The organism is Arthrobacter sp. C152 (genome assembly GCF_054890965.1).
The window spans coordinates 45,071-67,438 of record NZ_JBTZSU010000005.1 but is presented as its reverse complement, the minus strand read 5'-3'; the positions used below and the strand labels follow the sequence as shown (position 1 = coordinate 67,438).

The following is a 22,368-nucleotide window of genomic DNA, read 5'->3' as shown; positions in this document are numbered from 1 at the left end:
CTCTCCCGCAATGGAGGAGCCGCTGGTGCTGGACACTTTGGCCCAGGACGAGATTGACATATTCGACGACCCGGCCGGGATGGATCCGGCTGTGTTGTTCGACGCTGCCTATCGAACCTTCGCCGGCCCCGTCCACGGGTACCTCAAGGCGCGCGGGCTCGATGACCCCGAAGCCGTCACCCAGGACGTCTTCCTGGCCTTCTACCCGAAAATCGGCAGCCTCACCGGCGGGACGCAGGGCGCCAAATCCCTGATCTTCTCGATCGCCCACGCCCGCATGGTGGACCACTACCGCCGGCTGGAACGCCGGCCGCAGCTGACCCCGTACGACCCCCTGACGGACGCCCGGACCACGCCCTCGGCGGAGGACTACGCCGTCGAACTGACCAGCGGCGCGGCGGCCATGCTGGAAGGACTCAGCGAAGAACACCAGGAGGTCCTGGCCCTTCGCGTCGTGGCAGACCTGTCCATCGACCAAGTGGCCGCCATCATGGGCAAGAGCGCAGGAGCCATCAAGCAGCTCCAGCGCAGGGCCCTCCAAAATCTCAAGGCACAAACGCTCAAAAGAAACCAGGCGAACAATGAGTGACACCGCAGGCTCCCGCAACGACGGGTTCGTTGACCAGCTCCTGCTCGAGGCGGACCTGGACGACGACGGCCAGCTCCGTCCCGCCCTGCTCCAGCTGCGTGCGCTGGCAGCGGAGGCGCCCGCACCCTCTCCCGGCATCGCCGCCCTGATGGCGGGCAAAGGCACGGGACGGGGCGCCGCGCCGGCGACGACGCCGCTGACCGCCGTCGGGCTGCGGGCCGTGGAACCCGCCGCCGAACCCGCCGCGGAACGGGCCGCCGTCGAACCCGCGGGCTTCGAACCCGCCGGGATGCGCCATGCCCAACGCCCGGCAGACGAACTGGCGGCGCGCCGCAGGGCCAAGCGCCGCATCACCCTGACCACCCTGTCGGTGGCTGCCTCGCTCGCCGCCGGCGGGGCCGTCGCCGTCGCCTCCGACCAGGGCTTCCGGGACTCCGTCGCCCAGCTGAACCAGGCCGTGACCTCCTTCGTGACAGGTACGGCCCCAACTCCCGCCGGGAGCACCGGCGGCGAGGTGCCGGGGGTCCGTCCGGCTGCACCCGGCTCGGCGCCCACCAGCCCCGCCTCCGTCCCCACTGCCCCGGCGTCCGCCCCGGCACCTGCTGCCGGGTCGCCGTCGGCCACGCCGGAACTGCCCGCCGGCACCCCGGCGCACGGACAGTCAGACGGGAAGAACCCCGTCCAGCCCAGCACCCCTGCCTCCGTCTCGGAGGATGTCCGGAAGGGCCTGGACCAGGCCTCCCAGCTGCCTGTCCCCGCGCCCACGGGGATGCCGCTGCCGGGCAGGATCCCCGACGTTCCGCTGCGGTAGGGCAGGCGCCCGGCCCACCGGTCAGTAGGCCTGGCCGCCTGCCGGTTTGATCATGTCACCCGAGGGATTCGCCAGGTACCAGACGTTGTTCACGCCTTGGCCCAGGACGTCGCCCGCTTTGGTGTCCTTGGCGAAGTAGTACAGCGGCAGGCCGTTCAAGGTCACCTGCTTCTTGCCGTCAGGAGTCGTGATGGTGCCCAGGGTTCCGGTCACCCCGGATGCGCTGGGTGTGGCGGACGTTGTGGTCACGGGCGGCCACTGCGCCAGGCAGGCGCCCGTGCAGGCACTCGTTCCCGAGCCCTTCGTGTCCTTCGTGAAGAAATAGACGCTCATGCCCTTGGCATCCACCACAATGGTGCCCGCCGACGAGGACGCCGTCATGAGTTCCGCGGCCGTGCTGGCCTGCATGGATGCGGACCCCGCCGCAGAGGCGGTGCTGCTGGCAGTGCTGCCCGCCCCGGAACCCGTGGCCGGGGCGCTGGGGGTGGTTGTTCCGCTGTTGCTGCCGCAGCCGGCCAGGGCCGCCGCCAGGGCCAGGATGGCAAATCCCGCCCCGAAGGGTTTCTTCATGGTGTGCTCCTTGGCTAGAGCCCGGCGTCGGATCGCCGGACGCTAACCCCTATGACGCTGCGGGGTGAAGAATGGTTCAATGCGGGCCCGAGGCACGGAAACTGGCTCCCGTTGAACCATTTCCGGCTGCCTGGCGTCTACCAGCACGGGAAGGTTGTGGATGCGGGGCCGCCGGGGGTCCCCGCAATCCGGCGGGCAGCGACGGGAGGAACGGCATGCCGCTCGACGAGAACGTGGTGGAGGCGATCTACCGCGAACACGGCGAAGCCCTGCGCCGTTTTGTCCTCGGCGCCGTCCGCGACCCCCAGACAGCCGAGGATGTGGTGCAGGAAACCGTCCTCCGGGTGTGGCAGCATGCCCCGGACATCAACGGCAGCTTCCGCAGCTACCTGTACCGAACGGCCAGGAACATCATGATCGACAATTACCGGCGGAGCCGGCGCCGCCCGCACGAGGCCCTGGACGGTGGCCTCGCCGACCCCGCAGACGTCGTGGAGCGGGCAGACGAACTGCTCAACCGGGTCCTCATGGAGGAGGCCCTGCTGCGCTTGAGCAAGGAACACCGGGAAGTCCTGGTGGCCCTGCATTACCGGCGCTTCACCGTCAACGAGGCCGCGGTGCAGCTCAACATTCCCAGTGGAACGGTCAAGTCCCGCGCGTTCTACGCGCTGCGGGCGCTGCGCACCATCCTGGACGAGATGGGGGTGGACCGGTGACCACGGGCAGCCTGCACCACCTGATGGGCGCCTACCTGCTGGGCGGCCTGGACGCGGCGGACGCCGCGCTCTTCGAATCCCACCTGCAGGAGTGCGCCGCCTGCCGGAAGGAACTTGCGGTGCTGGAAAAAGTGCCGATGCTGCTGGATGCGCTGCCGGTGCCGGACGCCGTGGCCCTCACCGCCGCCGGCCCGGGCACCGCGGCCGCCCAGGCCAGCGTCCCCGGGCAGCTTTTCGACGAGCTGGCGCGCCGGCGCCGGAGCGTTCGACGGCGGTGGGCGGCGCTGGCGGGGGCCGTTGCGGCTGCGTGCCTGGCGGTGGGCCTGGCTGTGGGGCCGATGCTCGTCCGGCCGCCGCAGCCGGACGCCACCTATTCCGTGGCGTCCGGGGGCGGGCTGCAGTTCAACATCGACCTCGCCCGGAAGACCTGGGGGACTGAGCTGGCGGTCAGCGGGAGCAGCCTGCCATCGGAGGGCACGTTGTCCCTGTGGGTCCGGGACCGGGCCGGCGGCGAGGACCGCGCGTGCGCCTGGACGGCCACCCCCAGCGGAAAGGTCAAAGTCACCGGGGCAACACCCATCCAGCTGGGCAGCATCTCGAGCGTGGAGCTGCGGGACGGCACCCAGCGGGCGGTGGCGGTGATTACCGTTCCCTAGGCTTTGAGCGAGCGGAACTCCGCCAGCAGTTCCTCGTCCTCGCAGGCGCGCGCGAAGGCACCGATCCGCCGTTCGATCTCGTACCCCAGCAGCCGGGCGCCGATCCACTCCATCACCGGCCGGAGCAGGGCCGGCCGGCACGAGAAGGTGTACTTCCAGACGGCACGGGTGCCGCCGTCGTCGGCCGTGAAACGCCAGCCGCCGCCGAAGTTGGCGAAGAACCACGGCCCGGCCACCATCGTCATGCCCACGTTCCGCGGCGGGGCGTAGGAGACGTATTCGCTGACCATGACCAGGCCCAGCCGCGACCTGGTCCGGGTGCGGACGCCCTTGCCCGCGGCGCCGGCCCCGTCCAGGAAGCCTTGCGCGGAGATGAACGGGTCCCACTTCAGCCGGAACGCGCCCGTGGTCTGGGAGAGGGCGAAGGCAGTCTCCGGGTCGGTGTGGATGAAGCGCTCGGCACGTACCTGGGGCATGCTCCCACCCTAGCCACCCCGCCGCGGGTTTACGGGGCCATCCTGGTCATTTGCGCAACCTGCGTATTTGCGCGACCTGGTTATTTGGTCATCCTGGCCAGGCGGGCACGCATGATCATATACGCGCCATAGCAGACCAGGCCCGCACCCACCGCGGCCAGGAGGTACGGTCCCAGCGGCTGGTCCCGGAGCGCGCGGAGGCCGCCGTCCAGGCCGGTGGAATCCTCGGGATGCTCCTTGATGGTGGCGATGACGATGAGCAGGCCGGTCAGCAGCAGGACCATGCCCTTGGCCAGGTAGCCGGCCACCCCCAGGGACGTGACCGCGACCCGGGCCGGGCCGCGGGCCGGCATCCGCAGCTGCTTCTCAAAGGATTTGCGTGGCCCCCGCATACCGTAGGCGACGCCGGTGACGGCAACCGCCAGGCCGATCAGGACCAGCAATGCCACGCCTCCGGGCGCCTGCATCATGGCAACGGTGAAGTCACTGGTGGCCTTGCGGTTGTCCTCGCCGGTGCCTGTGCCGGTGGCGAAGTGGAGGACTGTCAGGGCCAACGCGGCGTACACGATGGCCTGCAGGCCCGCCTTGGCCTTGTTCTTGGCCTTCTTCTTCAGGGGCTGGTGGTTGAAGTCGAAGATGGCATCGCCGGCCTGCCAGAGCGAGAGGGCCGTGCAGGCGCCGAAGCTTCCCCACAGCAGGAACGGTCCCACCGGCATGGTGGCCAGCTCCGCCACGGCCCCGCTGAAGTCCGCCCTCCCGGTGCCTCCCATGGCGAGCCGGACGGCGATGGCGCCCACCAGCAGGTGCAGGATGCCGCTGACCGCAAAACCTGTCCGGGCCAGAACCTCGAGCGTGCGTGAGTTCGTGAGGTCCTCGGCCGTCTCCGCGACCTGCTTCAATTCTTTTTTGATCGTCGTTCCTTTTGGACATGCGCGGTGCTGCGCTGGGGTGCGTGCCCTCTTCCTATACAGGCAATCGTGCCACGGCGGCCCGCGCCCCGACAGTAGGACTGACCGGTGCCCGTCCACGGGCGATGGGGAGGGATCCCCATCGCCGGTGAACGGTGCCTGTGCAACCATAAGGACCAGCGATCCAAACGCACCGCACACTTCTCCGGGGGAAACCATGACTTTTTACGGCGCTGACACCAGCCAGTTGCGGGCACTGGCCAAGGCCGCCGACCAGGCGGCGTCCCTGCTGAGCAGCCGCGCCAGTTCATTGCAAAGCCAAATCCAGTCGGCGCCCTGGAAGGGACGCGACGGTGACCTCTTCCGCCAGGAGTGGAGCGGAAGCCACCGGCCCAGCCTGGACAAGGTGGTGGCCAGCCTGCGGCAGAACTCGAAAATCCTGCTCAAGCACGCCGACGAGCAGGAAAAAGCCTCCACCGCCGGGTCCGGCGGTTCCGGCACCAGCATCTGGGACCGGATCACCTCGCTGGCTTCCCAGGCCCGGGAATGGCTGAAGGAGAGGGCCGAAGCGGCGCAGGCCGCCGCCGAGCACCGGCAGGAACTGGAGGCCGGCCTCGACCGGATGCTGCATGCCAGCCCCGAGGAGCAGGCCAAATGGTGGGACAGCCTGTCCGCCGCGGACCGGAAGTACCTGATCGAGGGCGAGGGCAGCGACGGTCCCTTCGCCGAGGATCTCATGCGGATGGACGGCGGCATCCCCGCCGCCGCCCAGCAGCTGGCCAAGCAGCACCTGCAGGAGCTGGCCCGGGCTGACATCCCGGTCTACTCCGAGACCGGGAAGGCCTCCATCGAAGCCCGCGTCGCGTGGGTCCACGGCGGGGCCGAAGTGGGCACCGAAGTGGTGGAGAACGCAGACGGCTCGGCCACCATGAAGGTCTACGGAAACATGGGCCTGGGCGTCAATGACACCACCGGCACGGCAGGGGCCACCCTCACCGGGGAGGTCTCGCGCGAGTACACGTTCGCCAGCGTGGAGGAAGCCATGGCTGCCCGGGAGCAGATGTACCGGGACCTTCCGCCGGACAGCATCGGTGAGATCAAGGACGTGGCCGGCAACCCGCCGGGGTACATCCTGGACACCATCAATGACGCCGCGGACGACAACGGTTCCACCGGGCAGACGGACAAGGCCAAGGGCACGTTCTCGCTGGAAGCCTCCGGCGAGTCCGGGACGGCGTCCGGTTCTGCGAAGCTGGACCTGGCCTACGAACGGAACCTGACGGACGGCACCTCCACCGCCAGCGGCGAGGTCTCGGCCCAGGGCAAGCTCAACCTGGACGGCAGGGTCTTCGAAGCCTCCGGGAAGGGCGGGCTGCAGGTCAACCTGGACAAGGGCAACAACATCGACTCCGTCTCTGTGTCCATGGACGGGACCGTGGCGCAGGGTGCCAGCGCCGGCACGGACGCCAAGGCGGCCAAGTTCGAATCCACCGTCACGGCCGGCACCCAGGGCACGGTCAAGATCGACGTCGACTACTCACCGGAGAACCGCCCGGTCATCGACAGCTACCTGCGCAACGTGGCCCTGGGGAACGAAGCCGGCGCCGCCCGCGACGCGGCAAGGCTGTACGAGGCAGGATCCGCCACCGTCCAGGTCAACTCCGTGGTGACCGCCACCAACGAGGCCGGCTTTGACGTGAAGGTGGGCGAGGTGGAGGTCAAGACCGAAAACCAGTCCACCACCAACGTGTCCACGTACTATAAAGTCCCCAACGACACCAAGCTCGAGAGGCTCTGAACCATGTCAGTGCACATCGAATCCCCGCTGGGCTTCACCGCAGACTTCCCCGAGCACACCCAGGTCCTGGACGACTCCTCGGCCGGGCCCAACAGCGAGCAGTACGGACTCCTGGGCGGTGTCCTGGTCACCGTCATCAAGGACGACTCGTCGGTCCAGGATGCGCCGCAGGCCAACGGCTGGGCGCACCTGATGTCCGGCTTCTACCTGGAGGACCGGTCCGGCACCCTGCTGGCCGAAGGTGAACTGAACCTGCCCGGCAAGGCAGCGTACGCCGTCGTGGTGGGCTACGACGACGCCGGCGGGTCGGCAAAGGTGGCAGCGACGGTCGGCGTGTGGGAAAGCGGGCGGTTCATCGGCGTCGTGGTCATCTGGCCATACCTGGATGCCGGGGCGGAGCCGCGGCTGGACATGCTGAAGGGGATCGTGGGAGCCATCAGCGTCGGCTGAAACGGAACCCCGGCGCCCGCAACGGTGAAATGCAGCTACCGGCGGCGGTAGCAGAGGTCGAAGATCAGGCGCCCGGCCTCGTTGGCCTTGGCTTCGAAGCTGGTCCGGATCCTGCCCTCAAAGCGGGGAGCCCAGCCGCCGGTCTCGTCCACCCCTTCGTTGGGCCCGGTGTGTCCGGTGCTGACCGGTGCCCGGCCCTCACGCACGGGCGCGCCGCCCACCACGGATTCGACGCCGGACTGCCAGACCTGGGTCAGCGGGCTTTCCGGGCCGCGGCGCTCGCCGGTGTGCAGGTTCTCGAACGCCGTGGAGCCGGCCAGTACATCGCGGACGTGGATGGCGTAGTTGGACCAGTCGGTGGCGACCCTGAACAGACCGCCGGGCTTCAGCACCCGCGCGGCAAGGTCGACGAACTCCGGCTGGATGAGGCGGCGCTTGTGGTGCCGGGACTTGTGCCACGGGTCCGGGAAGAAGACCCACAGTTCGCTGACCGATCCCTCCGGGAGCATGGTGGCAAGAACCTCCGGGGCGTTGGCCTCCACCACCCGCACGTTGTCCAGGCCCCGGCTGTTGATCTTGATGATGGTGTTGGCCAGCCCCGGCGTGTACACCTCCACGGCAAGGAAATCGGTGCCCGGGTTCTGCTCTGCAGCGTGGCAGACAGCGTCGCCGAGGCCGGAACCGATTTCCACGATGAGCGGTGCCTCGCGGCCATACTCCGCTGCGGCGTCGAAGGTGTAGTCAGGGTGGACCGAGGTGTTCGCCACGTGGCGCGGAACGTTGACCGCCCAGCGCTCGGCGTGCTCGTCCCAGGCCGCCTGCCGGCGGCCCTGCAGGCGGGTGCCGCGGCGCACGAAGCTGACCGGCCTGCCGCCGTACGTGCCGAAGGAGGCCTGGGTTCCGGGCGTGATGGGCCTCGGGACATGCGGCTGCTGGGGGTTTTCAGGGGATTCGCTCATCCTTTCCAGAATAGCGCTGCGACGGCGGCGCAGGGGCAGGGCGGGTCCGCTTGCAGGCTGGCCGGCCCGCGGCGGCTTGGGGCGGGTTCGAGCCGGCAACCCGGTCAGAACAGTCCGGCGGCGTTGAGCGCCGGGCCCAGGGCCAGGGCAAAGATGAGGCCGCAGATGCACAAAGCGACTGCCGCCGAAGACCAGTTGCCCGTATTGCGCGGGGAGCGCTTCAGCGCCGGCAAAGCGAGCCGCAAGGCGAGCCCGGCAAACAGGAGGGGCAGGCTGAACAGCACCAGGGGCGGCACCCACGGCCAGGGGGAGTGCCCACTGTCCGAATAGGACAACAGCATGGCCACTGCGGCAAACGGCCCGGTGAGGAACATGCTCACCGGGGCAAGGATCGCCAGGACCAGGCTGGTGGCTCCCTTGTTGGCCGGCGTCCCCGGCTGCGCCTCCCCGCCTTGGGGGTCCGGTGGCAGGGTGGCTCCGGCCGGAGGCGCGCTGTCCAGCGCTGCGGGCTGTGGTTCCTGTGGTGGCGTCGTTTCCATGCTGCTCCCATCACTCTGTGCGGCCCTTCGGTAAGCCGTGCCGGTTACAACCTAGGGAGCCTGGAGCCGCATCAGAAGGTACCGGTCCCCGTATGTGGATAACTCCGGGGCGGGACCCGGGCTGCAAGAATGGGCGGATGACGGACGCAACGAATGCCGGGGCAAGGAAGCAACGGCGGGGGACTGTCGCCGAAGACGGCCAGGGCCCGCCCCGGACCGGCAGCAGCAGGGTGGATCTCAGCACCCTCGTGGACGCCGAGGTCGACGAGCTTCCGGCGCCTGGACCCACCCGCGTCGGCAGCAGGCGGGCGCTGGCCTACCTTGGCGCATGCCTGGTCCTGATCGGCCTGAACCTGCGCAGCGTCTTCTCCAGCTTCTCCGCCGTCCTGCCCGAGGTGACGTCCCAGGGGGCGCTGCCCGGCTGGTCCGTGGTGGTGCTGACGACCGTTCCGGTGACGCTGCTGGGCGTGTTCGCCCCGCTGGCTCCCGTCCTGGCCCGGCGGTTCGGGGCGGAGCGGGTACTGCTGGGTGCCATGGCCTTGCTGACCGCGGGGCTGCTGTTGCGGCCGCTGGATGCGGGCGCCCCTCCAGGCGGTGCCGGACACCTTCCCGCGCTGCTGGCCGGTACGGCGGCCTGCGGCGCTGCCATTGCCCTGTGCAACGTCCTCCTCCCCGGGCTGGTCAAGCGCGATTTCCCCCACCGCCTCGGCCTGATGGGCGGGCTCTACACCACCGCCATCTGCGCCTCCGCCGCGCTCGGCGCCGGCTTTACCTACCCCGTCTACACGGCAACGGGGGAGTGGACCGCGGCGCTGTGGGTCTGGGCGGTGCCTGCCGGCGTCGTGCTGTTGCTCTTCCTGCCTGTGGCCCTGCGGCAGGGAAGCATCCGGCACCAGCCGGTCAGGGACGGCGTGAACGTGTGGCGCTCACCGGTGGCCTGGCAGGTGACCGTCTTCATGGTGCTGCAGGCCATGATGTCCTTCAGCGGGTTCGCCTGGCTGGCGCCCATCCTGCGCGAACGCGGCGTGGACGGGGCGACGGCGGGACTCATCGTGGCAGTCTGCATCGTGCTGCAGATGCTGGGCTCGCTGTTCGCCCCGGCGCTGGCGGCAAAATCCCGGGACCAGCGCGCCATCAACACCGTGGTGGCGCTGATGACCGGCGGCGGTTTCGTGCTGTGCATCCTGGGCCCGCTCGACCTGGTGTGGGTCTGGGCCGGGCTGCTGGGGCTGGGCCAGGGGAGCCTCACGGCCGCTGCCCTGACCTTGATCATGCTCCGCACCCGCGACGGCCACACTGCCGCGCACCTGTCCGGCATGATGCAGGGCGTGGGCTACGGCGTCGGCTCCACGGGAACGCTGCTGGTGGGGCAACTGCACCAGGCCACCGGTTCCTTCGTCCCGGCCGGCATCCTGTTCACGGTGGTGGGGCTGCTGGCAGCCGTCTTCGGCTACCGTTCCGGCCGCGACCGGTACGTGGGCTAGGCGACGCGGTGCGGGACTCCACCCTTCCAGCCACCCAGCCCGCGGCCGGCATCTTCCGGCCGCCGTACCTCTGGGTGACCATCGGCACCTGCGCCCTGGTGTTCCTGGCTGCATTCGAGTCCCTGGCCGTCACCACCATCATGCCGCTGGTCAGCCGGGAGCTGGACGGCGGCAGCCTCTACGCGCTGGCCTTCGCAGGACCGCTGGCAACCGGCGTGATCGGCATGGTGGGAGCCGGCAACTGGTCCGACCGGCGTGGGCCGTCGATGCCGCTGTACGCCTCGGTGGGACTCTTCGCGCTGGGCCTGCTGATCGCCGGCACGTCCGTGAACATGCCCATGCTCGTCGCCGGCCGGCTGGTCCAGGGCCTCGGCGGCGGCGCCCTCACGGTGGCGCTGTATGTCCTGGTGGCACGCTTCTATCCCGGACCTCTGCATCCGAAGATCTTCGCCGCCTTCTCCGCCGCTTGGGTGGTTCCGTCGTTGGTGGGACCTTTCGCCGCCGGCCTGGTGGCCCAGGTCTTCAGTTGGCACTGGGTGTTCCTGGGTGTTGTGGGCCTGGTGGTTCCCGCGCTGGCGATGATCGTGCCGCTGCTGCGGGGCATGGAACGGGCCGCGGCGCCCACCGTGCCGTGGGCGCTGGACCGGCTCGGCTGGGCCGTGTTGGCTGCGCTCGCCGTCCTGGGGCTGAACCTTTCCGCCGAGGTGCGCATTCCGGATGTTCCGGCGGCCACGGCGGTCCTGGCGGCGGCCGCCGTCGTGCTGGCCCTGGTGGCGGTCCGTCCGCTGGTGCCCGGCGGCACCCTGCTGGCCCGGCGGGGCCTGCCCAGCGTGATCCTGGCCCGAGGGCTGGCATCGGCGTCCTTCTTCGGCGCGGAGGTCTACCTGCCCTACCTGCTGATCGACCAGTACGGGTTTCCGCCGGCGCTGGCCGGGCTGACCCTCACCTGCGGTGCGCTCGCCTGGGCCGGGGCCGCCGCGGTCCAGGGCAGGCTGGGCACCCGGCTGTCCCATGCATCGGCCGTCAGGACAGGATCGCTGATGGTCCTGTGCGCGGTGCTGCTGGCCCTGTCCACCACGGCGCTGCACTGGCCGGCCGCCGCCGCCATCGCCGGGTGGGCGCTCGCCGGCGGCGGGATGGGCCTGCTCTACCCCCGCCTGAGCGTGATGACACTGGCGCTCTCCACCAAGGAGGACGAGGGCTTCAACAGCTCCGCCATGTCCATCTCCGATTCACTGGGCGGGGCGCTGTCGCTGGCCACCACCGGCATCGTCTTCGCGGCATTTACGACGACGGTCCAGTCCTTCGCGGGCGTCTTCGCCCTGACGGCGGTGCTCGGCATTGCCGCGGCACTGGTGGCGCCGCGGGTCACCGCCGCTCAAGGCTAATTCAGCCGGGTGGCCCGGAGCACGACGTCGGCGATGGTGGCTGCCTCGCCCTCCGGCCCCGTCACGTGGCGTTCGCGGGTGGTGAGGACCTCCAGTTGCCACCCGGGCCCACCGAGCTCCAGCTCGCGGACCAAGTCGTCGCCGGTGTAGAACATGCCCTCGTGCGGGTGCCCGCCGCCCCACGGCGGCAGCCGGTCGGGATGATGGCCCACCACCAGCAGGGTGCCGCCCATCTTGACCGCTGCAGCGGCGGTCCGCAGCGGAATCCGCCAGTCAAGCTCCTGCGAGTGCAGGAACTGCGAGGTCACCAGGTCATAGGACCCCTCCGGGTGCCACTGCTCCAGATCGGCCTGCTGCCAGGTGATCCTGCTTCCGATGTTGTCCTCCGATGCCTGCACGCTCTCCCGCGCCAGCTCCGCCAGCTCATGGGAGCGGGCCCGCTCCAGCGCCACGGCGGAAACGTCGACGGCGGTCACCGTCCATCCCTGCTGCGCCAGCCAGATGGCGTCGGCACCTTCCCCGCAGCCAAGTTCCAGCGCTTTGCCCGGCCTCAGGCCGCCGGCTTCACGGACCAGCTGCGGGTTCGGCTTCCCGCTCCACAGCCGGGGCTTGGAGCGGTACCGCTCGTCCCAGGCTGAGGCGGCGCGGATGCTGCCGTCTCCTCCGCCGGGAAAGGGGCCGTCGTCGTGCGTGGGATGCTGGTGCGCCGCGTCTTCGCTCATGCCTCCAGCCTGCCCCGCGGCACTGCCGAAGGCAACGGTCCGCCGCCCCGGGACCGGACCGCCGCGCCGGGGATGGTAAACTGGTGGAACTTGATGTGCAGTGATGCCCTCGGATCCCTTCATTTGGGGGACGGGGCTTTTTTCATGTGAGAGGCACATCCTGCGTCGATGAACGCGTTCCATTTGGTCCCGGCCCCGTCCTGCAAGTGGCAGAAGGCTGGTTGACCACCTGACTTTTCTTCGGCGAATCCCCTGGGCCAACCGGCACCGGGGGCCGATATCCGCACGGATACCGCCAGAAAGACCTTTGAGTTAATGACTACTTTTGCTGCCCTCGGCACGCCCAAGGCCCTCGCCGAGACCCTCGCCGCGCAGGGAATCGAATCCCCGTTCCCCATCCAGGTGAAGACCCTCCCGGACACCCTGTCAGGCCGCGACGTCCTGGGCCGCGGCCGCACGGGCTCGGGCAAGACCATCGCCTTCTCCATCCCGCTGGTGGCCCGCCTTGCAGAACGCGAAGCGGCCTACTTCCGCAAGCCCGGCCGCCCCATGGGCCTGGTGCTGGCACCCACCCGTGAGCTGGCCACCCAGATCAACGCCACCATCGAGCCGCTGGCCAAGGCCGCCGGCCTGAACACCACCGTGATCTACGGCGGCATCTCCCAGGCCCGCCAGGAAAAGGCGCTGCGCGCCGGCGTCGACATCGTCATCGCCTGCCCCGGCCGCCTCGAGGACCTGATCCGCCAGCGCATCCTCACGCTCGAAGCCGTGGAGATCACCGTCCTGGACGAAGCCGACCACATGGCGGACCTGGGCTTCCTGCCCGTCGTGAAGAAACTCATGGACATGACCCCCAGCCAGGGCCAGCGCCTCCTCTTCTCCGCCACCCTGGACAACGGCGTGGACAAGATCGTCCAGCGCTACCTGTCCAACCCGCTGACCCACTCGGTTGACGACCCCCAGGCGGCGGTGACCACCATGGAACACCACGTGCTGGTAGTCAACGACCAGACCGTCAAGAAGCAGCTGATCGTGGAGCTCGCCTCCGGCGCCGGCCGCCGCGTCCTGTTCATGCGGACCAAGCACCACGCCCGCAAGCTGGCCAAGACCCTGACCGACGCCGGAATCCCCGCCGTCGACCTGCACGGCAACCTGTCGCAGAACGCCCGCGACCGCAACCTCGCGGAGTTCTCGAACGGTGACGTGCGCGTCCTGGTCGCCACCGACGTCGCCGCCCGCGGTGTGCACGTCGACGACGTCGAACTGGTCATCCACGTTGACCCGCCCACCGAGCACAAGGCGTACCTGCACCGTTCCGGCCGCACCGCCCGCGCCGGTTCCGACGGCACCGTGGTCACCCTGACGCTGCCCGAGCAGCAGACCGACGTGAAGAAGCTCATGAAAGCCGCCGGCGTGGACGTCAGCTTCGAGCGCGTCACGGCCAGCTCGCCCATCGTGGCCGAGCTGGTGGGCGACGTCGCCGAGAAGGTTGACCCGCGCACCCGCGCCGCGCTGCTGGCCGCCAAGGCCCCCAAGCAGGGCGGCGGCACGTCCACCGGCGCCAACGCCGAGCGCAAGCGGGCCCGCCGCCAGGCTTCCCCGACCGCCGGCGGCCGCGGTGGCCGTGGCGGACGCGGCAAGGTTGCAGCCGAGGCAGTCCGCACGGATGTTCCCCGCGCCGAGCGCCGCGCCGCTGCCTTCGAAGGCCGCACCGAGGCCCGCGCCGCGGTGGATGCCGTGCGCGAGCAGAACGAGGACCGCGCCGTGGCAGCGGCGGCCGCCCGCCGCAACGCCCGCGGCCGCGGTACGGCTGCCGGCACGCACCGCAACGACGTCCCCGCAGCAGGTGGCCGCCCATCGGCCGGCCGCGGATCGGACGGACGTGCAGCCGAGGGCCGGGGCGATTCCCGGATCACCCGCAGCGGCGCTCCCCGCGGAGGCACGGGCCGGCCCGCCTCAGGCGGACGTCCTGCCTCGGGCGGCCAGCGCAGCGGACGCCCGGCAACCGGGCAGCGCGCAGCAGCATCCGGCGGAAGCCAGGCCGTGTGGTCCTCGAACACCGGCGGTGTCTCCGGCGGCTCGTACGGCTCGGGCAATGGCGGTTCCGGCAACGGCTCCGGCCGTCCCAAGCGCAGCGGCCCGCGCCGCGCGTCAGCCCCCGCGTCGAACGAGCGCCGCGGCCGCTGATTCCCTCATCGACTGCTGCGTAGATGCCGTTTAGATCCGTCAAAACGGCGTCTACGCAGCAGCGGATTGGCATTACCAGCCGCGGGCGCGCCACTCCTCCAGGTGCGGGCGTTCCGCGCCGAGGGTGGTGGGCTTGCCGTGGCCGGGATGGACGACGGCGGTGTCCGGGTAAGTGCCGAACAGGCGCTCCGTGACGTCGGTTAGCAGCTGATTGAACCTTTCCGGGTCTTTCTGCGTGTTGCCGACGCCGCCCGGAAACAGCGAATCCCCGGAAAAGATGTGCGCCGGACCATCGGCGTCCTGCAGCACGAACGCGATGGATCCGGGCGTGTGGCCGCGCAGGTGGACGGCCGTGAGCCCGAAGCCGGCCACGGACAACGTCTCCCCGTGGCCCAGCCGCACGTCCACCGGAACGGGCAACGCGTCGGCGTCGTCCGCTCCCGCCGCCGTCCGCGCCCCGGTCTCCGCCACCAGCTCCTTCAGCGCCCGCACGTGGTCCCAGTGCTGGTGCGTGGTGGCCACCAGGGCCAGCCGAGGTTCTGTGCCGGTGTCGGCGGCGCCGTCGGCCAGCAGCTGCCGGATGGCGGGCAGGTCGTCGGCGGCGTCGATCAGCAGCTGCTCACCGCTGGCCTTGGCCGTCAGGAGGTACACGTTGTTGTCCATCGCGCTGACTGAGATGCTGCGGATGGTCAGGGCGGGCAGGTCGTAGAGAAGTGAGTCCATGGGCTTCAGTCTAGGGACGGGCTACAGGTCAAGCGGCAGGGTTTTGGAGTAGACCTGCTTGGTCGGCGGCCCGGCCAGTATCTCGTGCAGCCCGCTCCTGCCTTCCGGTGTGGTGCGCCATGCGGCGTAGTCGTCGTGGTCCTGCGTGGTGGCCCAGGTTTCCACCACCAGGATGTGGCAGGGGTCCGCGTCATCCACCAGGGCCTCGATGCCCTGGTTGCCGGGCCAGGCCCGGGTGGCGGCGAGGGTTTCGGACAGGTACTTGGCGGCGTCCTCCCGGCGGGCGGGGTCGATCCGGACTTCGAAGTGAACGATTGTTGGCATGGGCCCCATCCTATTCCCGGCCTTCGGACACCCAGGTGGGGTCGGCGGACCGGGAACCGACGACGACGTCCGAGGCTGCGGCGAGTGCGTCCAGCTGCGCCGGGGTCAGGTCCAGGGAAAGCGCGCCGAGGTTCTCGTCGATGCGCGCGGCCTTGCGCGTCCCGGGGATCGGGACGACAGGCAGTCCCAGCCGTTTGCCCTGGGCGAGCAGCCAGGCGAGGGCCACCTGCGCGGGCGTGGCGGCCAGTTCGCCCGCCACCGCTTGCACCGCGTCTACCACCGCCTGGTTGGCAGCGGCGGCGTCCGGGGCAAAGCGGGGGATGCGGCGCCGGAAGTCGTTGGCACCCAGGGCCGAGGTGTCCACCGTGCCGGTCAGGAAGCCGCGGCCCAGCGGGGAGTACGGGACAAAGCCGGTGCCCAGGCCGGCCGCCGCGGGAACAACGTTGCGTTCCACGTCCCGGCTCCAGATGGACCACTCGCTCTGGACAGCCGCGATCGGGTGCACGGCCGCGGCTTCCTGGAGCTCCTGCGCCGTCACCTCGGACAGGCCGAGGTGCCTGACCTTGCCCTGCTGCACCAGCTCCGCCATGGCCCCCACGGTTTCCACAATCGGAACGCGGAGGTCACGGCGGTGCATGTAGTACAGGTCGATCACGTCGGTGCCCAGCCGCTGCAGGCTCCGGTCCACCGCCTGCCGGACGTAGGCGGCGTCCCCCCGGATGTCCGTGTAGCCGTCGGCCGGGGTGCCGACCAGCGCGAACTTCGTGGCCAGCTGGACCTCGTCCCGGCGATCCTTCAGGAGCCGGCCGATGAGTTCCTCGTTGCTGCCCCCGCCATAGATGTCCGCGGTGTCGATGAAGCTGACACCGGCGTCGACGGCGTGGTGCAGCGTGCGGAGCGCGTCCGCCGGGTCCACCTCGCCGTAGACGGGGGTGAGGGCCATGCCGCCAAAGCCGAGGGGGCTGACGGTGAGCCCGTCGCCGAGCTCTACTGATGGGTTCATGCTGTGTCTCCTTGGTGGTTCCGGTCAGGTCCAGGGAATGATGCGGTCGGCTGCGTTGCGGGTGGATTCGATCAGGACGGCGTTGGCTTCGTCGGGTCCGTTGGCCCACGCTTGCGCTGCGTCGGGTGCCATGCCGAAGGAGACGTGGCGGGCCACGAGCCGGCTGAGCCGGAGCCCGCGGGGCGTGTCGAGGAACCAGACCTCGCCCAGCTGCGCCCGGATTTCCTTCCACGGCTCCTGCTCCGCCAGCAGGTAGTTGCCCTCGGTGATCACCAGCGGAACCTCGGCAGGCACGGCGATCGAGGCCGCCACCGGCTCGTCCAGGGTGCGCCGGAACTCCGGCGCGTACACCACTGCCTCGTCCCGGCGCGCGAGGCGGCGCAGCAGCGAAAGGTACCCGCCGGCGTCGAACGTGTCCATGGCGCCCTTGCGCTCGCGAAGGGGCGTGCCGTCGATGATCGCGTTGCCCAAATGGAACCCGTCCATGGGCACCACCACCGCGGCCTCCGCGCCGAACTGCTGCTGGAGCCACGCGGCGAGGGTGGACTTTCCGGAACCGGGCGCCCCGGCGATGCCCAGGATGGTGCGGGTCCCGCGCAGCACCCTGGACCGCAGCGCGTCCACGGCCTGGGTGATCTCGGGGGAGTCCATGGCAACAGCCTAAAGGCATCCGTCCACGGTCCACCGCCGCGCGCTGAATCTCCCCACCTTTGGGCCCGGGAAGGCAAGGTTCGACGGCGGTTTGCCGGGACACGCCGCAGGCCCGCCCCGAACGTGGGGAAAGTCAGCGCCGGGCAGGCCCGGCGGCCTTCGCAGGCAGCGCCTTCAACCCCGCCGCGCAGCCCACGATCCCGGCGATGAACAGCAGCTTCAGCACGCTGAAGGGCTCCGTGCCGGTGGCCATCGCCCACGCGACGGTCAGCGCCGCGCCGATTCCCACCCACACGGCATAGGCGGTGCCCAGGGGAATGCTGCGGATGGCCAGGCCCAGGCCCAGCATGCTCAGGGCCGCGGTGGCGGCGAACACCACGGTGGGCAGGGGACGGGTGAGGCCGTCGGACAGGCCGAGGGCAGTAGCCCAGACTGCCTCGAGGACGGCCGATGCCAGGAGCACCAGCCACGGAACGGCGCGCATTACGCCACCACCTTCAGGCCCACCACGCACGCCGCGATGCCGGACAGCAAAAGCAGGCGCACCGCCGTCGGCCGTTCCACCCTGGTAACCATCGCGTAGGCGGAGGTCAGGACGACGCCGACGCCCACCCACACCGCGTACGCCGTGCCGGTGGGGATGGTCTGCATGGCGTAGGCCAGCCCGCCGGTGCTCGCGGCGACGGCACCAAAGAACAGGAAGGCGGGGGCGACCCGGCGGCGGCCCGACACACGGGACGCCCGGTGCAGCGCTGCAGCCCAGACGGCTTCCAGCGCCCCGGAAAGAAGAAGGAGGATCCACGGCATGACGATGTCCTTTGGCCAGTCTTGTCGCGTGCCGGGTACTGATCCGTCGTCCGGAGGCTCGGGTGCGGAGCCTTGGATTCCAGCGTAGCAACGCCCGACGCCGGGCGGCCAGCGGGGGTGCCCAAGCTCACCGGCGGCTCCTTCCGCGGGTGGGACAGGGGCTAACCGCTTTGCTGCGCCAGCAGCTGTTCGACCCGCTCCGGCGCGTACAGGCTTTCCTCCACCAGGCGGCACAGGCCCACCGCAGTGGAGGCCCGGCTGTCTGCGGGAACGATCTCGAGATCCACCAGGGAGGGCTCGAAGGCGTCGTCAAGGATCTGGCGCCGGCACGCGGCCAGGAAGCCGGGCAGCACTCCCACGAGGCCGCCAATGGCGAGGCGTCCGGGGTTAAGGGTCCCCACCGTGGCGGCCAGCGCCCGGCCGAGCAAGCGGCCCGCTTCCGCGACGGCGTCGCCAACGGCGGGGTCACTGCCGGCGGCATCCACCAGCTGCCGCAGGGTCCGGTACTTTGCGGACCGGGGAGCGGCCAGCAACGCGCGCCCGGAGGCCACTGCCGCGAGGCAGCCGTCGCGGCCGCAGCGGCAGCGGTGGCCTGCTGCCTCCGGGATGCGGATATGGCCGATGTCCCCGGCGGCGCCATGGGCGCCACGGACCAGGGCGCCGCCGACGATGATCCCGGAGCCGATGCCGGTGCTGACCTTCACGGCCACGAGGGATTCGAAAGGTTCGCGGACCTCGCCGACAGCCATTGACCGCGCGTCGTTTTCGAGGAGGACCGGGCAGTCGAGCCTCGCTTCCACCGCTTCCTGCAGGCGCCGCAAATCCCAATGGGCCAGGACGGTCCGCTCCAGTCCCAGCCGGTGCAGCGGGTCCACGGGGGCGGGCAGTCCTACTCCGGCGCCTACGGCCGGCCGGCCGTCGAGCAGCCGCAGGGCAGCGTCGACGACCTGGCTCGCCACCGTCTCCTGGGAGTCCTTGATGTCGACAGGCAACCGGGCGGCGGACACGGTCTCCCGGCCGAGCGTCAGCAGGTGGATGCCGGCGTGGGTGTGTCCGATTTCGATGCTCACCACCAACTTGTTGCGGTCATCGAACCGGAGGGCCCGGGGCGGCCTCCCGCGCTGGGAACGCAGCGGGGTTGATTCGTAGACCAGGCCGGCGGCGAACAGGTCATCCAGCCGCTCATACAGGGTGGACCGTGCCATGCCGGTCAATTCCAGCAGGTCCGCGCGGCTGTACCCGGCCGGGTTGGACCGCAGCATTTGGAGGAGGTCGCCGGCCCTCGTGGCGAGCCCGGGAGGGGGCTGGCCCGGACCGCCTACCAGCGTTCTCGGCTCGGTCATACGGCTGGCTCCCTCCGGGCCGCAGCCGGCTGCCGCGCAGCCGGGTCATTGACGTGTTCCAGATCACACAATTATGATCGATCATCAGACAAAAACCATAACTGCCCTTCACAGCAGGAGGCATCAATGTCCGATCTCGCGTTTGACGGCGTTACCCGGCGGGCCATGCTGAAGGGAGGCTTGACTCTCCTTGCCGCGGGACCCGTGCTTGCGGCCTGCGGCGTGAATACCAGCGGGAGCGGGGGAGCCGGTTCGGTCAGCTTCCTCTCCACCCAGTTCGCCCCCGTGGAGGAGCGGCAAAAGTACGAGGCCACGCTGAAGAAGTTCGCCGGCGACATCAGCGTCGCCTACAACCCCGTGGATACCGGGGTGTTCAACACCACGCTCAAGTCCCAGCTGTCCGCCGGGAAGGTGGAGGTCGGCATCGCCGGCGGCCTGCACGGCGACCTGGTCCCCTTCGCCTCGCAGCTTGAGGATCTCAGCTCGCTGATGAATGACCTCTCCTCGGCGGGCTACTCCGACGACGTCAAGGAACTGGCAAAGCTTGGCACCGACGTTCCCCGCTACATCCCCTGGATCCAGGCGACGTACGTGCTGGCCATCAACAAGAAGGCGCTCGCCTGGCTGCCGTCGGGAGCGGACGTCAACAAGCTCACCTACGACCAGTACCTGGAGTGGGCGAAGGCTGCCAAGACGGCCAACGGCCGGCCCGTGTTCGGCATCCCCGCAGGGCCCAAGGGGCTCCATCACCGCTTCTACCAGGGGTTCCTGCTGCCCAGTTTCACCGGCGGCCAGGTCACCACCTTCCGCAACGCCGATGCCGTCACCGCCTGGACGTACATGCGCGAACTGTGGGCCAACACGAACCCTGCCTCCACCAACTACGACTTCATGCAGGAGCCGCTGGCCAACGGCGAGGTCATGGTGGCGTGGGACCACGTGGCCCGCCTGATCACGGCCGTCAAGGACAAGCCGGACGACTGGCAGATGGTCCCGGCGCCGTCCGGACCCAAGGGCAAGGGCTACCTGCTGATTGTCGGCGGCATGGCCGTCCCGAAGGGCTCTCCGGAAAAAGACAAGGCGTTCCAGCTCATCAAGGCCCTTTCCAAGCCTGATGCCCAGATCGAAACCCTGAAGTCCAACGCGTTCTTCCCCGTGGTCAAAGCCGACATCGGCAGCGACCTCCCCGGCGGCATCGCCCTGGAGGCCAAGGCGGTCAAAGCGCAGGAAGAAGCCCAGGACGCGCTGCTGGCGCTGCCGCCCGTGGGCCTGGGGGACAAGGACCCGCAGGTCTCCCAGCTGTTCAAGAACTGCTTCCAGGAGATCTGCCTGAACAACGCCGACGTCAAGACCACCCTGGACCGCCAGGGGGCCGAGCTGGCGAAGATCATGGACTCCCTCAACGTCCCGTGCTGGGCGCCGGACCCCAAAGCGGCCCAGTGTAAGGTCGCGTGATGGCCGCCCCGGACGCCCCGGCAGCCACCAGGCCGCACGTGCCGCCGCCCGGCCCCAAGGCCCGGCCGCCCAGGAGGCGGGGGAACTCGGCGGCGCTGCTGCTGATTGCCCCGTCCATCGTGTTCATGACGCTGCTGTTCGGCTGGCCCATGGTCAGCGGCATCCTCCAGGCCTTCGGCGGCCCGGAAGGGCTGACGACGGCGAACTTCTCCCGGATGGCCCAGGACCCCTACTTCTGGTCCTCGGTGGGCAACACCCTGCTGCTGATCGTGGTGATGATCCCCATCCAGTTCGTCCTGGCCCTTGCCATGGCGCTGCTGATCCGGGCCAAGCCGCGGGGATCCTCGGCGTACTTCTACATCTGGGCCATCCCCCTGGCGGTCAGCGACCTTGCGGCCGGCCTGGTCTGGCTGACCGTGTTCACGGACCGCGGCTACCTCAACTCCCTGCTGGCCTCCTTTGGGCTGGACCCGGTGTCGTGGCTCGCCTACGACAACTACCCCTCGATGTTCGGCGCCGTCCTCATCGCAGAGGTCTGGCGCGCCACGTCCCTGGTGTTCGTGATCGTCGTGGCGGGGCTGCAGTCCATCCCCAAGGACTACGAGGAAGCAGCGGGCGTCTTCGGCGCCAACTTCTGGAGCCGGCTCTGGCACGTGACCCTGCCGCTGCTGCGTCCCAGCCTCCAGACCGCCCTGATCCTGCGCACCATCCTGGCGTTCCAGACCTTCGCCGTGGCGCTGGCCCTCACCGGCCAGAACTTCCCGCTGGTGGTTGGTGAGACCTACCGCTGGTACACGGGGCTGCAGGATCCCAACGTGGCATCGGCGCTGGCCCTGGTGGTCATGGCCGTGTCCATGGTGACCGCGGTGGGTTACCTGAAACTCCTTCGGGACCAGTCGGAGGCGCCACGATGAGCAACGCCACCACGTCCAAGGCCCCGGTGCCGGCCGCGCGCCCCGAACCGGAAGTGGACCGCCGTCCGCTGGCACGGCGGCGCCGCAACAGGATCCTGCTCCAGGCGGGCTGCATCCTGATCACCCTGTTCATGGCCATACCCATCTACCTCATCGCCCTCGCGGCGATGTCCAGCAGGCAATCGCTGCAGAAGTTCCCGCTCAGCTTCATTCCGGACAACTTCTCCACCGAGACGATGCAGACGTTCCTGCAGTCCACCGGCATCCTGGGCGGGTTGATCAACTCGGTCCAGGTGGGCGTGTTCACCCTCGTGCTGTCGCTGATCATCGGGGTCCCCGCCGGATACGCGGTGGCCCGGTTCGCCTTCCGCGGCAGGGACCCGTACCAGCTCTTCCTGCTGTTCACCCGGGCCCTGCCCATCGTGGTCCTGTCGGTGCCGCTAGCCCAGCTGTTCCTGCAGACCGGACTGTACGACAGCGTCATCGCCGTCGTCCTGCTCCACACCGCCCTGGCGCTGCCCACCACCATCCTGATTACCGCATCGGTGTTCCTGGGTGTTCCGCGGGACGTCGAGGAGGCCGCGCGCATTTTCGGCTGCAGCCCGGTGCAGGCCTTCCTCAAGGTGGTCATGCCCATGGCCGTCCCCGGCATCGCGGCGGCGTCGATCTTCACGTTCGTCATGTCCTGGAACGAAGTCCTGGGTGCCTCCATCCTGACCCTGAACCAGCGCACCCTGCCCGCCCAGGTCCTCAGTTCGCTGTCCGAATCACCGCTGGCCTACCGGTTCGCCGGGGGCTTCCTGCTGGTGCTTCCGGCTCTCATTTTCATCTTCTTCATGCGCCGCTACCTCACCAACATGTGGGGCTCCACCATCCGCTGACCGCTTTTCCAGAG

General features: G+C 69.7%; 25 protein-coding genes and 1 riboswitch. Of the genes, 12 read left to right on the top strand and 13 right to left on the bottom strand.

The window, feature by feature from the left end:
* The first annotated feature begins 10 nt into the window (after window positions 1-10).
* Both ACYSM9_RS05105 and ACYSM9_RS05100 read left to right on the top strand, forming a co-directional pair.
* Window positions 11-589 carry an RNA polymerase sigma factor gene (locus tag ACYSM9_RS05105; protein WP_461855926.1) on the top strand — a complete coding sequence of 193 codons (579 nt, stop codon included), beginning with the start codon at window positions 11-13 and terminating at the stop codon, window positions 587-589.
* Window positions 582-1,400 carry a hypothetical protein gene (locus ACYSM9_RS05100; RefSeq protein WP_461855925.1) on the top strand — a complete coding sequence of 273 codons (819 nt, stop codon included), beginning with the start codon at window positions 582-584 and terminating at the stop codon, window positions 1,398-1,400. Before ACYSM9_RS05105 ends, ACYSM9_RS05100 begins: the two co-directional genes overlap by 8 nt.
* Before the next feature lie 21 nt (window positions 1,401-1,421).
* Here ACYSM9_RS05100 and ACYSM9_RS05095 read toward each other — a convergent pair whose 3' ends face one another.
* Complete coding sequence (locus ACYSM9_RS05095; protein ID WP_461855924.1) at window positions 1,422-1,970, bottom strand: COG4315 family predicted lipoprotein; 549 nt, start codon at window positions 1,968-1,970, stop codon at window positions 1,422-1,424.
* A 215-nt stretch (window positions 1,971-2,185) separates the two neighbouring features.
* On the opposite strand from ACYSM9_RS05095, the gene ACYSM9_RS05090 reads away from it, so the two are divergent.
* Both ACYSM9_RS05090 and ACYSM9_RS05085 read left to right on the top strand, forming a co-directional pair.
* The gene (locus ACYSM9_RS05090) at window positions 2,186-2,686 is read left to right on the top strand and encodes a sigma-70 family RNA polymerase sigma factor (protein WP_461855923.1); all 501 of its coding nucleotides are present in this window, start codon (window positions 2,186-2,188) and stop codon (window positions 2,684-2,686) included.
* Window positions 2,683-3,342 carry an anti-sigma factor family protein gene (locus ACYSM9_RS05085; RefSeq protein ID WP_461855922.1) on the top strand — a complete coding sequence of 220 codons (660 nt, stop codon included), beginning with the start codon at window positions 2,683-2,685 and terminating at the stop codon, window positions 3,340-3,342. Before ACYSM9_RS05090 ends, ACYSM9_RS05085 begins: the two co-directional genes overlap by 4 nt.
* On the opposite strand, the gene ACYSM9_RS05080 is transcribed toward ACYSM9_RS05085, so the two are convergent.
* Window positions 3,339-3,818: an SRPBCC family protein gene (locus tag ACYSM9_RS05080; RefSeq protein ID WP_461855921.1), complete on the bottom strand. Its 480-nt coding sequence runs from the start codon at window positions 3,816-3,818 to the stop codon at window positions 3,339-3,341. The two genes, ACYSM9_RS05085 and ACYSM9_RS05080, sit on opposite strands and share 4 nt — an antisense overlap.
* 80 nt (window positions 3,819-3,898) lie before the next feature.
* Window positions 3,899-4,717, bottom strand: a complete 819-nt coding sequence (locus ACYSM9_RS05075; protein WP_461855920.1) for a DUF1206 domain-containing protein — start codon at window positions 4,715-4,717, stop codon at window positions 3,899-3,901.
* 226 nt (window positions 4,718-4,943) lie between these two features.
* Between ACYSM9_RS05075 and ACYSM9_RS05070 the strand changes: the two genes are divergently transcribed.
* Together ACYSM9_RS05070 and ACYSM9_RS05065 are read left to right on the top strand one after the other, a co-directional pair.
* Entirely contained in the window at window positions 4,944-6,524 is a 1,581-nt protein-coding gene (locus ACYSM9_RS05070) for a fimbrial protein (protein WP_461855919.1), read from the top strand.
* A gap of 3 nt (window positions 6,525-6,527) precedes the next feature.
* Entirely contained in the window at window positions 6,528-6,974 is a 447-nt protein-coding gene (locus ACYSM9_RS05065) for a hypothetical protein (RefSeq protein ID WP_461855918.1), read from the top strand.
* 35 nt (window positions 6,975-7,009) lie between these two features.
* On the opposite strand, the gene trmB is transcribed toward ACYSM9_RS05065, so the two are convergent.
* On the bottom strand, window positions 7,010-7,933 hold the full coding sequence (trmB, locus tag ACYSM9_RS05060; RefSeq protein ID WP_461855917.1) for a tRNA (guanosine(46)-N7)-methyltransferase TrmB: 924 nt from the start codon (window positions 7,931-7,933) through the stop codon (window positions 7,010-7,012).
* A gap of 104 nt (window positions 7,934-8,037) precedes the next feature.
* Window positions 8,038-8,472 (bottom strand): hypothetical protein, encoded by a 435-nt coding sequence (locus ACYSM9_RS05055; protein ID WP_461855916.1) that lies wholly within the window; start codon window positions 8,470-8,472, stop codon window positions 8,038-8,040.
* 137 nt (window positions 8,473-8,609) lie between these two features.
* On the opposite strand from ACYSM9_RS05055, the gene ACYSM9_RS05050 reads away from it, so the two are divergent.
* Window positions 8,610-9,956 (top strand): MFS transporter, encoded by a 1,347-nt coding sequence (locus ACYSM9_RS05050; protein WP_461855915.1) that lies wholly within the window; start codon window positions 8,610-8,612, stop codon window positions 9,954-9,956.
* Window positions 9,957-9,964: 8 nt separating this feature from the next.
* Complete coding sequence (locus ACYSM9_RS05045) at window positions 9,965-11,344, top strand: MFS transporter (protein WP_461855914.1); 1,380 nt, start codon at window positions 9,965-9,967, stop codon at window positions 11,342-11,344.
* On the opposite strand, the gene ACYSM9_RS05040 is transcribed toward ACYSM9_RS05045, so the two are convergent.
* On the bottom strand, window positions 11,341-12,066 hold the full coding sequence (locus ACYSM9_RS05040; RefSeq protein WP_461855913.1) for a class I SAM-dependent methyltransferase: 726 nt from the start codon (window positions 12,064-12,066) through the stop codon (window positions 11,341-11,343). The genes ACYSM9_RS05045 and ACYSM9_RS05040 overlap by 4 nt on opposite strands.
* Before the next feature lie 315 nt (window positions 12,067-12,381).
* Between ACYSM9_RS05040 and ACYSM9_RS05035 the strand changes: the two genes are divergently transcribed.
* Window positions 12,382-14,253: a DEAD/DEAH box helicase gene (locus ACYSM9_RS05035; protein ID WP_461855912.1), complete on the top strand. Its 1,872-nt coding sequence runs from the start codon at window positions 12,382-12,384 to the stop codon at window positions 14,251-14,253.
* Window positions 14,254-14,325: 72 nt separating this feature from the next.
* Here ACYSM9_RS05035 and ACYSM9_RS05030 read toward each other — a convergent pair whose 3' ends face one another.
* The 7 genes from ACYSM9_RS05030 to ACYSM9_RS05000 form a co-directional block, all read right to left on the bottom strand.
* A complete protein-coding gene (locus ACYSM9_RS05030; RefSeq protein ID WP_461855911.1) occupies window positions 14,326-14,976 on the bottom strand; it encodes an MBL fold metallo-hydrolase in 651 nt (216 codons plus the stop codon).
* Window positions 14,977-14,997: 21 nt separating this feature from the next.
* Window positions 14,998-15,300 (bottom strand): putative quinol monooxygenase, encoded by a 303-nt coding sequence (locus ACYSM9_RS05025; RefSeq protein ID WP_461855910.1) that lies wholly within the window; start codon window positions 15,298-15,300, stop codon window positions 14,998-15,000.
* A gap of 10 nt (window positions 15,301-15,310) precedes the next feature.
* Entirely contained in the window at window positions 15,311-16,303 is a 993-nt protein-coding gene (locus ACYSM9_RS05020; RefSeq protein ID WP_461855909.1) for an aldo/keto reductase, read from the bottom strand.
* 24 nt (window positions 16,304-16,327) lie between these two features.
* Window positions 16,328-16,954 (bottom strand): nucleoside/nucleotide kinase family protein, encoded by a 627-nt coding sequence (locus tag ACYSM9_RS05015; RefSeq protein WP_461855908.1) that lies wholly within the window; start codon window positions 16,952-16,954, stop codon window positions 16,328-16,330.
* A 133-nt stretch (window positions 16,955-17,087) separates the two neighbouring features.
* On the bottom strand, window positions 17,088-17,438 hold the full coding sequence (locus tag ACYSM9_RS05010; RefSeq protein WP_461855907.1) for a DMT family transporter: 351 nt from the start codon (window positions 17,436-17,438) through the stop codon (window positions 17,088-17,090).
* Entirely contained in the window at window positions 17,438-17,761 is a 324-nt protein-coding gene (locus tag ACYSM9_RS05005; RefSeq protein ID WP_461855906.1) for a DMT family transporter, read from the bottom strand. The genes ACYSM9_RS05010 and ACYSM9_RS05005 overlap by 1 nt, the downstream gene beginning before the upstream one ends.
* Window positions 17,762-17,771: 10 nt before the next feature.
* Window positions 17,772-17,837, bottom strand: a riboswitch (guanidine-III (ykkC-III) riboswitch).
* An 85-nt stretch (window positions 17,838-17,922) separates the two neighbouring features.
* Window positions 17,923-19,104, bottom strand: coding sequence for an ROK family transcriptional regulator (locus tag ACYSM9_RS05000; protein WP_461855905.1), 1,182 nt, complete (start codon window positions 19,102-19,104; stop codon window positions 17,923-17,925).
* Between the two features lie 126 nt (window positions 19,105-19,230).
* Here ACYSM9_RS05000 and ACYSM9_RS04995 point away from each other — a divergent pair, with 126 nt between their 5' ends.
* The 3 genes from ACYSM9_RS04995 to ACYSM9_RS04985 are packed head-to-tail and all read left to right on the top strand — an operon-like array spanning window position 19,231 to window position 22,354.
* A complete protein-coding gene (locus ACYSM9_RS04995) occupies window positions 19,231-20,559 on the top strand; it encodes an ABC transporter substrate-binding protein (RefSeq protein WP_461855904.1) in 1,329 nt (442 codons plus the stop codon).
* The gene (locus ACYSM9_RS04990) at window positions 20,559-21,473 is read left to right on the top strand and encodes a carbohydrate ABC transporter permease (RefSeq protein ID WP_461855903.1); all 915 of its coding nucleotides are present in this window, start codon (window positions 20,559-20,561) and stop codon (window positions 21,471-21,473) included. The genes ACYSM9_RS04995 and ACYSM9_RS04990 overlap by 1 nt, the downstream gene beginning before the upstream one ends.
* Window positions 21,470-22,354, top strand: coding sequence for a carbohydrate ABC transporter permease (locus tag ACYSM9_RS04985; protein ID WP_461855902.1), 885 nt, complete (start codon window positions 21,470-21,472; stop codon window positions 22,352-22,354). The genes ACYSM9_RS04990 and ACYSM9_RS04985 overlap by 4 nt, the downstream gene beginning before the upstream one ends.
* The last annotated feature ends 14 nt before the right edge of the window (window positions 22,355-22,368 follow it).